The following is a 14211-nucleotide window of genomic DNA, read 5'->3' on the forward strand; positions in this document are numbered from 1 at the left end:
GCGTGTCACAGCGCGCCCGCCCCGTCTCCCGCCGTACGGCGGTGGGCCTGGGCCTCACCGGGACCCTCGCGGCCTCGGGCCTCCTCGCCGGGTGCACCCTCGACCCACCCTCCGCCGAGCCGGCGGCCGGTGCGCCCGAGGACCCGGAGCCGGACGCCGACGTCCTGCTGCTGGGCACCGTCCTGGCCGCGCTCGACGACACCGTGGCGCTCGTCACGGCGACGCTGGCCCGGCACCCGCGGCTCGCGGGAGACCTCCAGCCCCTCGTGGACGTCCACGCGGCCCACCGTGCGGTGCTCGACGAGGCCGCGGACGTGGAGCAGGACACCACCGACGTGCCCACGGTGCCCGGTCGGCAGGAGCTGGCCCTGGACCGCGTACGCCGCGCCGAGACGCGCCTGGCCGGCGCCCTGCGCGCGGCCACCGGCACGGCCCAGAGCGGCGACTTCGCCCGCGCGCTGGCCAGCATGGCCGCCTCGGTCACCCAGCACCTGAGCGTCCTCGACAGCCGGCGGGCGGCCGCGTGAGCACCCTCGAGGCGCTCCAGGCCACCCTGTCGGCCGAGCACGCCGCCCTGCACCTCTACGGCCTCTACGGGGGCCGGACGTCCCAGACGGCGGATCCGTCGCTGTTCGCCACCCTGCAGGACGGCTACCGCGCCCACCGGGCCCGCCGCGACCAGCTGCGCCTGGCCGTCGCGGACCTGGGCGCGGACCCGGTCGCGGCCGGAGCGGCGTACGACGAGCCGGAGGGCCTGCGGAGCGCCCGGAGCGTCTCCCGTGCCGCGCTGCTCACCGAGCAGGCCTGCGCCGAGACGTACGCCGCGCTGGTGGCGGAGTCCGCCGGTCCGCGCCGCCGGTGGGCCGCGACCGCCCTCACCGAGTCGGCACTCCTGCAGCTGCGCCTGGGGGGCCGCCCCGCGGCGTTCCCCGGGGCACCCGAGCTGGGCTGAGGGACCGGGCCACCCGGCGGCGGGCCCCGAAATGCAGGAAGTCCGCGCCCTCACCGAGTGGGGAAGTCCCGAGATCTCCCCCAGCCGGTGAGGACGCGGACCAAGGGGTTGGTCAGCATCACCCGTGTGGCACGCCCTGTGGGGAGGCGGCCACATGCAGAACTATGCAGCACGGAAGTGCCCGCGCCCACCTCCGTGCGGTTGCATCTTTCTGCGCTGCGTAAACCTGCAAAAGTGGGTGGGCTCAGCCCAGGCCGCGCACGGCGTCGGGCACCTGGGCGAGCGAGTGCACGACGGCGTCCGGCTCGCCCTCGGTGTGGCCGACCTGGTCGGCCGGGATCGTGCTGAGGGGGACGTGGATCGCGTGCAGCCCCGCCTGCCGGGCGCCCCAGATGTCGTCGTACAACCGGTCGCCGACGTAGACGCAGGCGGCCGGGTCGGTGACGCCCACGGCGTCCATCGCGGCACCGAAGGCCCGGGCGGACGGCTTGGTCCACGGGACCTCGCTCGTGTAGACGTCGCCGTCGATCAGGTCGTAGACCCCGTCGCGCTCGAAGAAGCCGACGTGCCACTCGCGCGGCCAGATGGTGTTGGACAGCACGCCGACCCGCAGGCCCATGGACCGCAGCTCCTCGAGCATCGGGCGGCACTCCGGGTCGGTCGCGGTGTGCGGCTCCCAGAAGTCGTAGTAGGCGCGCAGCAGCGCGGGGTCGTGGTCGAGGCCGGCCTCGGCGAAGAGGTCGGCGATCGTGGCGCTCTGCTGGTGGTCGCGACTCCTCCCCCAGACCACGTCGCCGGCCCGGTGCAGCCGGGAGGTGATCTCGGCGGGCGAGTGGTGCTCGGCGTTGACCACCGCCTGGGCCAGCGCCAGGGACTCGGCGTGGAAGTCCACGTCGTGCCACCGGGTCAGGGTGCCGCCCCAGTCGAAGATGACCGCCTGCACGTCGCCCACGGCGTGCGTCAGCCCCGGACGAGGGCGACGACGTCGGCAGCCGCGTCGGCCACCGGCACGTCGCGCCGCTCGTCGCTGGCCCGGTCGCGCACCTCGACCACGCCGTCGGCCAGCCCGCGGCCGACCGTGACGATGGTGGGCACCCCGATGAGCTCGGCGTCCTTGAACTTCACGCCCGGGCTCACCTTGCCGGTGCGGTCGTCGTAGAGCACGTCGACGCCCTGCGCCGACAGCGCGGCGGCGAGCTCCTCGGCGGCCACGAAGATCGCGGGGTCCTTGCCCGCGGCCACGACGTGGACGTCGGCGGGCGCGACGTCACGCGGCCAGCACAGGCCGCTGTCGTCGAGGGTGCCCTCGGCGATCGCGGCGACGGCCCGCGAGGGACCGATGCCGTAGGACCCCATCGTGACGGTGACGAGCTTGCCGTTCTCGTCGAGGACCTTCAGGTCGAGTGCCTCGGCGTACTTGCGGCCGAGCTGGAAGATGTGGCCCATCTCGACACCGCGTGCGGACTCGAGGGTGCCCTCGGCGCAGTTCGGGCAGGCGTCACCGTCGCGCACGTCCGCGGCCTCGATGGTGCCGTCGGGGGTGAAGTCGCGACCGGCCACCAGGTCGAGCACGTGGGAGCCGGGGACGTTGGCGCCAGTGACCCACCGAGTGCCCTCGACGACGCGCGGGTCGACGAGGTAGCGGATGCCGGACTTCGACTCCTCGCCGAGGACCTCCGGACCGATGTAGCCCTTGACGAGCGCGGGGTGCTTCGCGAGCTCCGCCTCGTCCATGGCCTCGACCTCGATGGGCTCGAGCTGGCCCTCGAGGCGCTTCTGGTCGACCTCGCGGTCGCCGGGCAGGCCGATGGCGAGCGGCTCGCGGGTGCCGTCGGGGTGCTTCAGCACGACGAGCACGTTCTTGAGGGTGTCGCCGGCCGCCCAGGGACGGTCGGCACGGGCGTGCTCGGCGTTGAGGTGGTCGACGAGCGTGTCGATCGTGGGCGTGTCCGGGGTCTGCTCCGCGTGGGCGGCGGGAGCGTCGTCGTACGCGACGGGAGCCGGGGGGCGGACCGCGACGGCCTCCACGTTGGCGGCGTAGTCGCAGTGCGTGCAGCGGACGTAGGTGTCCTCGCCGACGGCGGCCTTGGCGAGGAACTCCTCGCTGGCCGAGCCGCCCATCGCGCCCGAGGTCGCCTTGACGATGACGTACTCGAAGCCGAGCCGGTCGAAGATCCGGACGTAGGCCTCGCGGTGCTTCTGGTACGACGCCTCGAGGCCGGCGTCGTCGACGTCGAAGGAGTAGGAGTCCTTCATGACGAACTCGCGACCACGCAGGAGCCCGGCGCGAGGACGCGCCTCGTCGCGGTACTTGTTCTGGATCTGGTAGATCGACAGCGGCAGGTCCTTGTAGGAGCTGTAGAGGTCCTTGACCACGAGGGTGAACATCTCCTCGTGGGTGGGGCCGAGCAGGTAGTCGCCGCCCTTGCGGTCCTTGAGCCGGAAGATGTTGTCGCCGTACTCGGTCCAGCGCCCGCTCGCCTCGTAGGGCTCCCTGGGCAGCAGCGCGGGGAAGAGGAGCTCCTGGGCGCCGATCGCGTCCATCTCCTCGCGGATGATGTTCTCGATCTTGCGCAGCACCCGCAGCCCGAGCGGCAGCCAGGTGTAGAGACCGGGCGCGTTGCGACGGATGTAGCCCGCCCGCACCAGCAGCCGGTGGCTCGGGACCTCCGCGTCGTTGGGGTCGTCTCGGAGGGTGCGGACGAACAGGCTCGACATGCGGAGGATCATGGGGCGAAGGCTACTGGCGCCCCTCGCGGCACCGCGACCCAGATTGGTGCAACCCGGTGCCGGGTCCGTGCGTCTCCCTGACGAGGGACCGATCGTGCCCCGCCGCACCACGCGCCCCAGACATGCTCCAGCCACGCACGGGAGAGACACCATGACGCTCCGCCTCCGGACCATCAGGACCGCCGTCGCCATCGGTACGGCGGGGGCACTGCTGGCCGCCGCGCCCGCCGGTGCCGCCGTCCCCACGACCGACCTGGACCCCGCGGACCTGTCCCGCGGCCCCGACATCGCGATCCCCCACCTCGACGGCACGACCTTCGTCGACGGCGACCGCAGGGTCGCGATCGACGCCGAGCGGGTCACCCTGCTCGGCCGGTCGGGTCGCGCGTTCATCCTCGGCACGTCCGGCGAGGACGGCCTCGGTCCACACCGTGTGGTGCGGCTGCGGCCCGACGACAGCGTCACGCCGCTGCTGAAGGCCAGCCCGTGGAGCATCACCGTCTCCGAGGACGGGCGGAGGCTGGTGCGGCTGCGCAACGGCAACCGGCGCAGCTCCCCGGTGAGCGTGCACTCGGCCCGCAGCGGCCGCCTCGTGGCGAAGCGCGGCTTCCCCGACTACCCGAACATCCTGGGCATGGACGGCCGGCGGGTGCTGATGAGCACGTGGGAGCGCGGCACGTTCTGGTGGGACCTCCGCACCGGTCGCACCCCGCTGGTGACCACGCGCGTCGGCGGGGTCGCGGACGTCGGGCACGACCTGCTGTCGACGTACACCGCCGACCCCTACCTCGACGGCTGCACGGTGCTGAGCCGCCTCTCCCGGCCCGGGCGCACGCTCTGGACGTCGTGCCACGAGCGCGTGGAGAGCGTCAACCCCGACGGCACCGGCATCGCGACGGTCCACATCCTCAGCGACGGGGTCGGGCCGGGACGCGTCAGCGTGCGCACCGTGCGCGGGACGCTGCTGGCGCGGTACGACGCCGGGCAGTGGTTCGGCGCGATCGGCTGGGAGGACGCCGACACCGTGCTGCTCGACACCAACGGCACCCAGTACGCGACGGTGCGCTGCCGGCTCACGGAGTGCGAGAACGCGACCGACCCCGAGCCCGCCCTCGAGCTGCGCCCGGTCGGCTGAGACGCCGGGTGCGGGCCGCGCTCAGCCGCGAGCGGCCCGCAGCGCCGTACGGATCATCGGGAGCTGGAGCGGCAGCCGGGCGAAGGCCGCGGCCTTGAGCCCGGTCCGCCGGCTGTCCCGGACGTCGGCGGCCATCTTGACGTTGGCCGGGTAGACGGCGAGGAGCAGCGCCGCGCTGGCCCAGCCCGAGGCCCGCCGGGTGCGAGGGTGCAGCAGCCCACCGGCGCAGAGGATCTCGGCCACCCCGCTCGCCCAGATGACCTGGCGTGGGGCCGGCACGGCCGACGGCATGATCGGCTCGTAGACCTCCGGCTTGAGCAGGTGCAGGGCCCCGGAGATCGCGAAGATGCCCGACAGGGCCCGGACGTCGCGCGTGAGCGGTGAGGGGGTCATGACCGCGACCCTAGGGGGCCCTCAGAACATCAGCGTCGAGAACCGGGCCGACTCGGTGAAGCCGACCCGCGCGTAGGCCGCCCGCGCCGGGGAGTTCCACTCGTTGACGTAGAGCGAGACCGTCGGCGCGACGCGTCGACGGACCAGCTCGACCACGGCGGCCATGCCGCTGACCGACAGGCCACGGCCGCGGTGGTCCGGGTGCACGTAGACGCCCTGGACCTGCGCGGCGTACGGCGTGGCGCACGCGACCTCGGCCTTGAAGACCACGCGGCCGTGCTCGTCGAACCGTGCGAAGGACCAGCCACGGGAGATCAGCTGCTGGACGCGGGCGCGGTAGTAGTCCTTGCCGCCCCCCGACTCCGGGGAGACGCCCACCTCCTCGGTGTACATCGCCACGCACGCGGGGTAGAGCGCCGGGAGGTCGTCGCGCGTGGTGAGCCGCACGAGCGGGTCCGGACGCACGGCGGGGTCGGTGTCGATCTGCAGGTGGGGCTGGCGCCAGCGTGCCTCGCGTGGCGGGCCCCAGCGGTCGCCGACGACGTCCCAGAAGGCCGCGACCGGCTCGTGCGGGCCCACGATCGTCGCGGTCGAGCGGACGCGGGACAGCGCCCGGTCGGCGAAGGCGGCCATGTCGTCGGCCGTGCACCCGACCGGCACGAGGTTGGCGCCCATGTGGCACCCGGCCACCAGGGTCGACCCGCGGAAGCGTCCCCAGACCTCCCCACCGAGCCAGCGCGGCTCCAGGTTGGTCACCCGCGCGCGGTAGTCGGCGAAGACGTTGACCACCGGGTCGCGGCCGGCCAGCGCGAGAAACTGGTCGCGGTCGTCGGGGCCGAGCAGGCGCACCTGCGCGCTCTCGGTCCGCTTGTCCGTCTCCTGCTCGGTGACCACGGCCGCGAGCCTGCCACAGATCGACCACCCCCGCAGACGTGCTCGCTAGGGTGCTCGCGTGACCGCCTCCGCCAGTGCCTCACCGGAGGGGCCGCTCGCGGGGTATCGCGCCCTCGTCGACGGGCTCGGCGGCCCGACCGGCGTCGACGAGTGGTACGACGGGTCGGTCCTTCGTCCAGGGCAGGACGTGGTGGCCTCGGCCGTGGCGTCGATGGGACTGACGGGACTGCTGGAGGCACGCGCGGAGTCGCGCCGCCTCGTCGAGGACGACGGCATCCGCTACGGCGGGCTGGGCGACGCGGCCGACCGGGGCCGCAGCTGGGTCATCGACCCGCTGCCGGTGGTCATCGGCAGCGAGGAGTGGGCCGCGCTCGAGCAGGGCCTGCACCAGCGCGCCGAGCTCCTCCAGCTCGTGCTGGACGACCTGTACGGCGAGCGCCGACTGCTGCGCGACCGCATCGTCCCGGCGGCAGTGGTGCTGGGCCACCCCGACTTCGTCCGCAGCGTCGACCGGGTCCCCGGCCAGCGACTCGTCGTGGGCGCCACCGACCTCGCCCGCGGCGCCGACGGACGCTGGACGGTGATGGCCGACAAGACCGCCGCGCCCTCCGGTGCCGGCTACGCGATGGCCAACCGCCGTGTCACGAGCCGGGTGCTCGCCGACGTGCACCGCGACGCCTCGCTGGCCCGGCTCCGCGGCTGGTTCCACACGATGGCGGCCGCGCTGGGCAGTGCCGCCCCGGTCGACGTCGACCTGCCCCGCGTGGTGCTCCTCTCCCCCGGCTCGGGCTCGGAGACGGCGTACGACCAGGGTTTCCTGGCCACCCTGCTCGGCTTCCCCCTCGTCGAGGCCGACGACCTGAGCGTCCGCGACGGCCGGCTGTGGATCCGCAGCACCGCCCGTCGCGAGGAGGTCGACGTGGTGCTGCGCCGCGTCGACGCCGACTACTGCGACCCCCTCGAGCTGCGGCCCGACTCCCAGCTCGGCATCGCCGGGCTGGTCGAGGCCACGCGGCGCGGCGCCGTCCGGCTCGCCAACCCGCTGGGCGCCGGGGTGCTCGAGAACGCCGGCCTGGTGGCGTTCCTGCCCGAGGTCGCCCACCGGCTCCTCGGCGAGGACCTGCTGCTGCCCTCGGCCGCCACGTGGTGGTGCGGCGACTCCGCGGCCCGCTCACACGTCCTGGCCAACGTCGAGCGCCTCGTGGTCAAGCCCGTGGCACGGGGACCGGTGCTCTCGGCACGCTTCGGCTGGGAGCTCGACGCGGCCGGACGCGACGACCTGCGCCGCGAGGTCGAGGCCCGCCCCTGGGCGTGGGTCGGCCAGGAGCCCGTGCCGATGTCCACCGCACCGGTCGTGACACCGGCCGGCCTGGCTCCCGGGCGGCTCGTGCTGCGCACCTTCGGCGTCACCGACACCGAGCGGCACCACGTCATGCCGGGCGGCCTCGCCCGGGTCAACACCGACGCCTCCTCGTCGCTGGTCTCCAGCATGAGCGGGGCACTGGCCAAGGACGTCTGGGTGCTCTCCGACGACGCCGCCGTCGTCGGCGGCTGGAGCCGTGCCACCCCGGAGGCCCAGCCCACCCAGGTCCGCCTCCAGCGCCGGGTGGCGGTCGCCCCTCGCGTCGCCGACAACCTCTACTGGGTGGGCCGGTACGCCGAGCGGGCCGAGGGCACCGCGCGCCTCCTGCGGGTCGCCGACGACCTCGCCGAGGACCACGCCCAGCGACCCGGCACCCCCGGCGCCACCACCATGGAGGTGATGGTGCAGGCCGCGGCCGCGCTCACGGGCGTGGCGCCGGTCGCGGGCCAGGGGACGGTCGACCACCTGCGTGCCATGGTGGGCGACGCGGCCCGCACGGGCACCGTGGCCCACGCCTGCCACCGCCTGGTCCTGGCCGCCGAGAGCGTCCGCGACCAGCTCTCGCAGGACATCTGGCACGTCCTCAGCCGCCTCGACCGCACCCTGGAGCGGGCCCCGTCGCCGCGCGCGCAGCTGCGCCCGCAGCTCGACAACGTCCTGGAGTCGCTGCTCGCCGTCGCCGGGGTCGTCCACGAGAGCATGGTGCGCGACCAGACCTGGGGCTTCCTCGACGGCGGCATCCGCGTCGAGCGGGCGCAGCACACGCTGGCCCTGCTGCGGGCCACGCTGACCTCCGAGCGTCCGCCGGTCATCGACGGCCAGGTGACCGAGGCGGTGCTGGAAGCCAGCGAGAGCATCATCACCCACCGTCGGCGCACGACGTCCGGGGAGGGACCGGCATGGCCGCTGCACTCGGCGACGTCCCTGCTCCTGCTCGACCCCGGCAACCCCCGGTCGGTCGCCTTCCAGGTCACCCGGCTCGGCGAGGCCCTGGCCCTGGCCGGCGACCCGGTCCTCGTCGAGCGGTGCGAGGGCCTGGTGTCCCTGCTCGGCGCCCTCGACCTCGACGAGGTGTGCGCCGGCGACCGGGCCGGCCTCGCGGCCGCCCTCGACACGGTGGCCCGGACCCTGCGGGAGCTGTCCGCGGAGCTGGGCACCCGCTACTTCGGTCGCAAGCCCCCGTCGCGGGTGCTGCTCGGCCAGTGGGGCGGTCGCGGATGAGCCGCCAGGGACCCGAGGACTTCACACCTCGCCGCTACGAGGTGCGGCACCGCACGACCTACACCTACGACGGCGCCGACGTGACGTCCTGCTACGAGCGCGGCTTCCTGGGTCCCCGACCGACGCCCACCCAGCGGGTGGTGAGCAACGACGTCCGGATCTCCCCGGAGCCCGACCTGGTCAGCGAGCACATCGACCACTTCGGCAACCGGTCCTCCTACGTCGAGGTCCGCACCCCGCACCGGGTGCTCGAGGTGACCAAGACCAGCGTGCTCGACGTCGACTGGCCGCAGGTCGACCTGGACGCCCTCGACGCGCGGACGGTCGGCGAGGCGGTCGCGGAGCTCGCCGAGGACGCGGACCCGGTCGAGCACGCGACGTACTCCCTGCCGTCACGCCTGGTGGCCGTGGACGACAGCGTCGCCGACTACGCCCGCAGCGTGCTCGACCCCGCCGCTCCCCTCGGGCAGGCGATCGTGGGGCTCACGCACACGATCTTCGAGGACTTCACCTACGCCTCGGGCGTCACCAACGTGCGCACGACCCTGCCCGAGCTGCTCGCCCTGCGGCAGGGGGTCTGTCAGGACTTCACGCACCTGGCCCTGGGCTGCCTGCGTGCGGTCGGGCTGCCGGCGCGCTACGTCAGCGGCTACCTCGAGACCGCTCCCCCGCCCGGGAAGGCGAAGCTCGAGGGCTCGGACGCCTCGCACGCCTGGGCGTCGGTGATGGTGCCGGGCGGCGGGTGGGTCGACCTGGACCCGACCAACGACCACCTCGCCGACTCGCGGTACGTCGTCACCGCCTGGGGTCGCGACTTCCGCGACGTCTCGCCCCTCAAGGGCGTGGTCTTCACCGAGTCGGGCGGCTCGTCCCTCGACGTCGCCGTCGACGTGACCCGGCTGCCGTCCACCGGCGACCTGACCTGACCCTCGTTCCGGGGTAGTCCCTGACGATCGGACCCCGGTTCGCGCGGTTCCGGGGTCCGTTCGTCACGGACTACCCCACTGCATCGACGTACGCCGCCCCGGGAGGTCGGCGCAGCGGGGTCAGCGCAGCCGGGTCAGCGCGCGCCCGTCGTCGGACGGCAGGGCGGGGTCGACGGTGGCGCTGACGCTCATCGGGCCCATCGTCGTACGGCCGGAGTTGACGGTCAGGAACGCCGTGTCGGCGGCGTCGCGGCCGGTGGCGATCCGCGCCAGCGACGGACGGGGCGCGAGGCCGGTGCCGTCGACGACGTACCACTCGCCGTCGATCGCGACCTCGGTGACCGCGTGGAAGTCCATCGGCACCAGGCCCGGCGCGTAGACGCTCACCAGGCGGGCGGGCACGCCCAGGGCGCGCAGGAAGGTGATGACGAGCTGGGAGGTGTCGCGACAGACGCCGCGGCGGCTCACGTAGGTCTCGAGCGCGCCGTCGACCGGGCCGCTGCTGCCCGGCGCGTAGGTGATGTGCGTGAGCGCCCAGGTCACGACCGCCTGCACCAGCTCCCGGCCGGCGAGGTCACCGAAGTGGGAGTGCGCGACGGGCGAGAGCCGGTCGGAGTCGCAGTAGCGGCTCGGCCGGGTGAAGACGATGGCCTCGAGGTCGGTGACCGGGCCGGTCGGCGGCGCCTGCGGGACCACGGCGTCGTACGCCATCCGCAGCGCTCCGACCGGGGCGGAGGGGACCCGGTGCAGCCGGGTGGTGCCGTCGAGGATCTCGGTCGTCGCGACGGGCTCGCCGTCGACGGTGACGGTGAGCGTCTCCTCGCTCGGCGCGAGCTCGCTGGAGACCGCGACGGAGAACACCAGGTCGGCCGGGGCCGTGACGGTCAGGTCGATCCGGCTGCGGACGGTGCGCTGCATCAGCTGATGCTGACGCTCGCCCCGGCGCCCTCCACGGGCTCCATGTCCTCGGCGAGCCGCAGGGCCTCCTCGATGAGGGTCTCCACGATCTGCGACTCCGGGACGGTCTTGATGACCTCGCCCTTGACGAAGATCTGGCCCTTGCCGTTGCCGGAGGCGACTCCGAGGTCGGCCTCGCGGGCCTCGCCCGGTCCGTTGACGACGCAGCCCATGACGGCGACGCGCAGCGGCACCTCCATGCCCTCGAGCCCGGCGGTGACCTCCTCGGCCAGCTTGTAGACATCGACCTGGGCCCGGCCGCAGCTCGGGCACGAGACGATCTCGAGCCGGCGCGGCTTGAGGTTGAGCGACTCCAGGATCTGGAGGCCGACCTTGACCTCCTCGACCGGCGGGGCGCTGAGCGAGACGCGGATGGTGTCGCCGATGCCCTGGCTGAGCAGGTGGCCGAACGCCACGCTGGACTTGATGGTGCCCTGGAAGGCCGGGCCCGCCTCGGTCACGCCGAGGTGCAGGGGCCAGTCGCCGGCCTCGGCGAGCAGCTCGTAGGCGCGCACCATGACGACCGGGTCGTTGTGCTTGACCGAGATCTTGAAGTCGTGGAAGTCGTGCTCCTCGAAGAGGCTGGCCTCCCAGACCGCGGACTCGACGAGCGCCTCGGGCGTCGCCTTGCCGTACTTGTCCATGATCCGCTTGTCGAGCGAACCGGCGTTGACGCCGATCCGGATCGAGGTGCCGCGGTCCTTGGCGGCCCGGGCGATCTCCTTGACCTGGTCGTCGAACTTGCGGATGTTGCCGGGGTTGACCCGGACGGCCGCGCAGCCGGCGTCGATGGCCGCGAAGACGTACTTGGGCTGGAAGTGGATGTCGGCGATGACCGGGATCTGCGAGTGCTGGGCGATCTCGGGCAGGGCGTCGGCGTCGTCCTGGCTGGGGCACGCCACCCGCACGATGTCGCAGCCGGTCGCGGTGAGCTCGGCGATCTGCTGGAGGGTGCTGTTGACGTCGGAGGTGAGCGTCGTGGTCATCGACTGCACCGAGATCGGGCTCTCGCTGCCGACGCCGACCGAGCCGACCTTGATCTGGCGGGTGGGACGTCGCGGGCTGAGGACCGGAGGGGGAAGCGCGGGCATGCCCAGCCCGATGGCGGAGCCGTTGGAGGTCATGGCGCCAGCGTACTGGGGGGAAGGTGCGGCTCAGGCGTCCAGGTGGAGGGGCACGACCAGGTCGCCCACGATGAGGACCATGCCCATGACGAGCATCGCCGCGCCGACGACGTACGCGATCGGAAGCAGCCGGGCGACGTCGACGTAGCCGGGATCGGGACGTCCGCGCAGCCGCGCGAAACGGCGCCGGGCGGCCTCCCACAGTGCGCCGGCGATGTGGCCGCCGTCGAGCGGGAGCAGCGGGATGAAGTTGAAGAGCCCGATGAACAGGTTGAAGCCGGCGACGAGCATGACCAGGGACACGACCTTGTCCTGCATCGCGAAGGTCGACTCGTCCGCGGACGCGACCTCGCCGGCGATGCGGCCGCCGCCGACAACGCTGACCGGACCGAGGGGGTCTCGCTCCTCGAGGCCCACGATGGCCCGGGCGACGCCCCACACCTTGACCGGCAGGTGGACGAGCGCCTGGACGGTGTCGACCGTCATGTGGCCCATCTGCTGGAGCGTGTAGACGGGCCCGCCGGTCTCGTAGACGGGCGTGGCGACCGGCATGACGCCGAGGAAGCCCACGGGCGTCAGGTCCTCGGGCGAGGCGGAGTCGAGCGGGCGGGGCTGGACCTGTGTGGTGGCCTCGAGCTCGACCCGCTCGCCGTCGCGCTCGACGACCATCGTCGCGGTGCCGTCACCGTTGTCGCGGATGGCCTGCTGGACCTGCTCCCAGTCGGTGACCGGGGTGCCGTTGAAGGACACGAAGCGGTCGCCCGGCTCGAGTCCCGCGGCCGCGGCGGGGCTGGGGTTGTCCCGCAGCTCCTCGGCGGTGCAGGCGCGACCGTCCTCGCTGGCGGGCACGATGCAGGGGATCACCTCGGCGACCACCGGCTCGACCTTCGCGTCGACGACCTGGCCGACCGTGGCGAAGACGCCCCAGAAGAGGAAGAAGGCGATCGCGATGTTGACCATCGGGCCGCCGGCCATGACGACGACCTTCTGCCACGAGCGGAACTTGTAGAACAGCCGGTCGGTGTCCTCGGGCTTGACGTGCTCCCACTCCGCCGCACGGGCGTCCGAGATCAGCTGGGTGAACATGCCGGTGTTGGACTGCCGGACGCGGGTCTCGCCGTGCTCGTCGACCACGGTCTCCTCGCCCTTGCCGGGCGGGAGCATGCCGACGATCTTGACGTAGCCGCCGAGCGGGATCGCCTTGACGCCGTACTCGGTCTCCCCGACCCGACGGCTGAAGACGGTGGGCCCGAAGCCCACGAACCACTGGGTGACCTTGCCGCCGAACTTCTTGGCGGGGATGAGGTGCCCGAACTCGTGCAGGCCGATCGACGCGAGGATCGCGAAGACGAAGATCAGCACGCCGAGCGTGTAGTAGAGCGCGGTCACGGTTCTCCGTCTGGGTCTGGGATGGTGCGGGCTGCCTCGTCGCGGGCCCAGGCGTCGGCCGCCAGGACGTCCTCGACCGTGAGGTGCTCCTTCGAGGGTACGTCGTGGTGGGCAAGGACGCGGGCAACCGTGTCGACGATGTCGGTGAAGGCGATCCGTCCGGCGTGGAAGGCCTCGACGCAGACCTCGTTGGCCGCGTTGTAGACCGCGGGCGCGGTGGAGCCCCGCTCCCCCGCCTCGCGAGCCAGCCGGACCGCCGGGAAGACGTCGTCGTCCAGCGGCTCGAAGCGCCAGTCGGCGGCCCTGGTCCAGTCGATGGGCGTCTCCGCGTCGGGGACGCGGTCGGGCCAGCCCATCCCCAGCGCGATCGGGACCAGCATGGTCGGCAGCCCGAGCTGGGCCACCACGGCGCCGTCCACGAACTCCACCATCGAGTGGATCAGCTGCTGCGGGTGCACCACCACGTCGATCCGCTCGAACGGCACGTCGAAGAGCAGGTGCGCCTCGATCACCTCCAGGCCCTTGTTGACCAGGGTCGCGGAGTTGGTGGTGATGACCTTGCCCATCGCGAAGTTCGGGTGGGCCAGCGCCTGCTCGGGGGTCACCTCGGCGAGCTGCTCGCGCGACCGGCCGCGGAACGGTCCGCCGCTGGCGGTCAGCACCAGGCGGCGTACCTCCTCGGCCGTGCCGGCCCGCAGGCTCTGGGCGATCGCGCTGTGCTCGGAGTCGACCGGCACGATCTGGCCGGGCCGGGCGCGGTCGCGCACCAGCGGACCGCCGATGATGAGCGACTCCTTGTTGGCCAGGGCCAGCGCGGTGCCGGCGTCGAGGGCGGCCAGCGTCGGGCGCAGGCCCACGGCGCCGGTGATGCCGTTGAGCACGACGTCGCACGGCATCGCGGCGGCCTCGGTCGAGGCCTGCTCCCCCAGCCCGGAGTACGCCGGTGCGAGCTCGGCGACCTGCTGCTCGAACAGGTCGGGGTGGGACCCGCCGGCCGTCAGGCCGACCACGCGGAAGCGGTCGGGGTGGGCCCGGACCAGGTCGATGGCCTGGGTGCCGATGGAGCCCGTGGACCCGAGGATGACGACGTCGCGACGCTTCACGCCGCCATCTTGGCAGGCAGGTCG

At 73.3% G+C, this 14211-nt stretch carries 13 protein-coding genes; 5 read left to right on the plus strand and 8 right to left on the minus strand.

Translation table 11 applies throughout. The features are described from left to right. Window positions 1-2 precede the first annotated feature (2 nt). Both ASG94_RS21940 and ASG94_RS21945 read left to right on the plus strand, forming a co-directional pair. Entirely contained in the window at window positions 3-527 is a 525-nt protein-coding gene (locus ASG94_RS21940) for a hypothetical protein (RefSeq protein ID WP_162260777.1), read from the plus strand. After that, window positions 524-952 carry a ferritin-like domain-containing protein gene (locus ASG94_RS21945; protein WP_162260778.1) on the plus strand — a complete coding sequence of 143 codons (429 nt, stop codon included), beginning with the start codon at window positions 524-526 and terminating at the stop codon, window positions 950-952. The genes ASG94_RS21940 and ASG94_RS21945 overlap by 4 nt, the downstream gene beginning before the upstream one ends. Before the next feature lie 244 nt (window positions 953-1196). Here ASG94_RS21945 and ASG94_RS02645 read toward each other — a convergent pair whose 3' ends face one another. Together ASG94_RS02645 and ASG94_RS02650 are read right to left on the minus strand one after the other, a co-directional pair. Continuing rightward, window positions 1197-1904 carry an HAD family hydrolase gene (locus ASG94_RS02645; protein ID WP_235537101.1) on the minus strand — a complete coding sequence of 236 codons (708 nt, stop codon included), beginning with the start codon at window positions 1902-1904 and terminating at the stop codon, window positions 1197-1199. 8 nt (window positions 1905-1912) lie between these two features. Continuing rightward, window positions 1913-3682 (minus strand): proline--tRNA ligase, encoded by a 1770-nt coding sequence (locus ASG94_RS02650; RefSeq protein ID WP_056924869.1) that lies wholly within the window; start codon window positions 3680-3682, stop codon window positions 1913-1915. Window positions 3683-3833: 151 nt separating this feature from the next. Here ASG94_RS02650 and ASG94_RS02655 point away from each other — a divergent pair, with 151 nt between their 5' ends. After that, the gene (locus ASG94_RS02655) at window positions 3834-4817 is read left to right on the plus strand and encodes a hypothetical protein (RefSeq protein ID WP_056924870.1); all 984 of its coding nucleotides are present in this window, start codon (window positions 3834-3836) and stop codon (window positions 4815-4817) included. Between the two features lie 21 nt (window positions 4818-4838). Here ASG94_RS02655 and ASG94_RS02660 read toward each other — a convergent pair whose 3' ends face one another. Beyond that, window positions 4839-5210 (minus strand): DoxX family protein, encoded by a 372-nt coding sequence (locus ASG94_RS02660; protein ID WP_056924871.1) that lies wholly within the window; start codon window positions 5208-5210, stop codon window positions 4839-4841. Between the two features lie 21 nt (window positions 5211-5231). Beyond that, window positions 5232-6104 (minus strand): GNAT family N-acetyltransferase, encoded by an 873-nt coding sequence (locus tag ASG94_RS02665; protein ID WP_056924872.1) that lies wholly within the window; start codon window positions 6102-6104, stop codon window positions 5232-5234. Window positions 6105-6162: 58 nt separating this feature from the next. On the opposite strand from ASG94_RS02665, the gene ASG94_RS02670 reads away from it, so the two are divergent. After that, a complete protein-coding gene (locus ASG94_RS02670; RefSeq protein ID WP_056924873.1) occupies window positions 6163-8688 on the plus strand; it encodes a circularly permuted type 2 ATP-grasp protein in 2526 nt (841 codons plus the stop codon). Beyond that, complete coding sequence (locus tag ASG94_RS02675) at window positions 8685-9614, plus strand: transglutaminase family protein (RefSeq protein ID WP_056926244.1); 930 nt, start codon at window positions 8685-8687, stop codon at window positions 9612-9614. Before ASG94_RS02670 ends, ASG94_RS02675 begins: the two co-directional genes overlap by 4 nt. Before the next feature lie 120 nt (window positions 9615-9734). Here ASG94_RS02675 and ASG94_RS02680 read toward each other — a convergent pair whose 3' ends face one another. The 4 genes from ASG94_RS02680 to dxr are packed head-to-tail and all read right to left on the minus strand — an operon-like array spanning window position 9735 to window position 14187. Next, complete coding sequence (locus tag ASG94_RS02680) at window positions 9735-10532, minus strand: transglutaminase-like domain-containing protein (protein WP_056924874.1); 798 nt, start codon at window positions 10530-10532, stop codon at window positions 9735-9737. Next, window positions 10532-11695 carry a flavodoxin-dependent (E)-4-hydroxy-3-methylbut-2-enyl-diphosphate synthase gene (ispG, locus tag ASG94_RS02685; RefSeq protein ID WP_056924875.1) on the minus strand — a complete coding sequence of 388 codons (1164 nt, stop codon included), beginning with the start codon at window positions 11693-11695 and terminating at the stop codon, window positions 10532-10534. The genes ASG94_RS02680 and ispG overlap by 1 nt, the downstream gene beginning before the upstream one ends. A gap of 30 nt (window positions 11696-11725) precedes the next feature. After that, on the minus strand, window positions 11726-13084 hold the full coding sequence (locus ASG94_RS02690) for a M50 family metallopeptidase (protein ID WP_056924876.1): 1359 nt from the start codon (window positions 13082-13084) through the stop codon (window positions 11726-11728). After that, window positions 13081-14187, minus strand: coding sequence for a 1-deoxy-D-xylulose-5-phosphate reductoisomerase (dxr, locus tag ASG94_RS02695; RefSeq protein ID WP_056924877.1), 1107 nt, complete (start codon window positions 14185-14187; stop codon window positions 13081-13083). Before dxr ends, ASG94_RS02690 begins: the two co-directional genes overlap by 4 nt. Between the last annotated feature and the right edge of the window lie 24 nt (window positions 14188-14211).

This window comes from Nocardioides sp. Soil805, from assembly GCF_001429625.1.
Classification (GTDB): domain Bacteria; phylum Actinomycetota; class Actinomycetes; order Propionibacteriales; family Nocardioidaceae; genus Nocardioides.

Bases quoted from the DNA above. Each gene is read 5' to 3' on its own strand.
- ASG94_RS02650 (WP_056924869.1), bottom strand. From the start codon at position 3,682: ATGATCCTCCGCATGTCGAGCCTGTTCGTCCGCACCCTCCGAGACGAC.
- ASG94_RS02655 (WP_056924870.1), top strand. From the start codon at position 3,834: ATGACGCTCCGCCTCCGGACCATCAGGACCGCCGTCGCCATCGGTACG.
- ASG94_RS02660 (WP_056924871.1), bottom strand. From the start codon at position 5,210: ATGACCCCCTCACCGCTCACGCGCGACGTCCGGGCCCTGTCGGGCATC.
- ASG94_RS02675 (WP_056926244.1), top strand. From the start codon at position 8,685: ATGAGCCGCCAGGGACCCGAGGACTTCACACCTCGCCGCTACGAGGTG.
- ASG94_RS02680 (WP_056924874.1), bottom strand. From the start codon at position 10,532: ATGCAGCGCACCGTCCGCAGCCGGATCGACCTGACCGTCACGGCCCCG.
- ispG (WP_056924875.1), bottom strand. From the start codon at position 11,695: ATGACCTCCAACGGCTCCGCCATCGGGCTGGGCATGCCCGCGCTTCCC.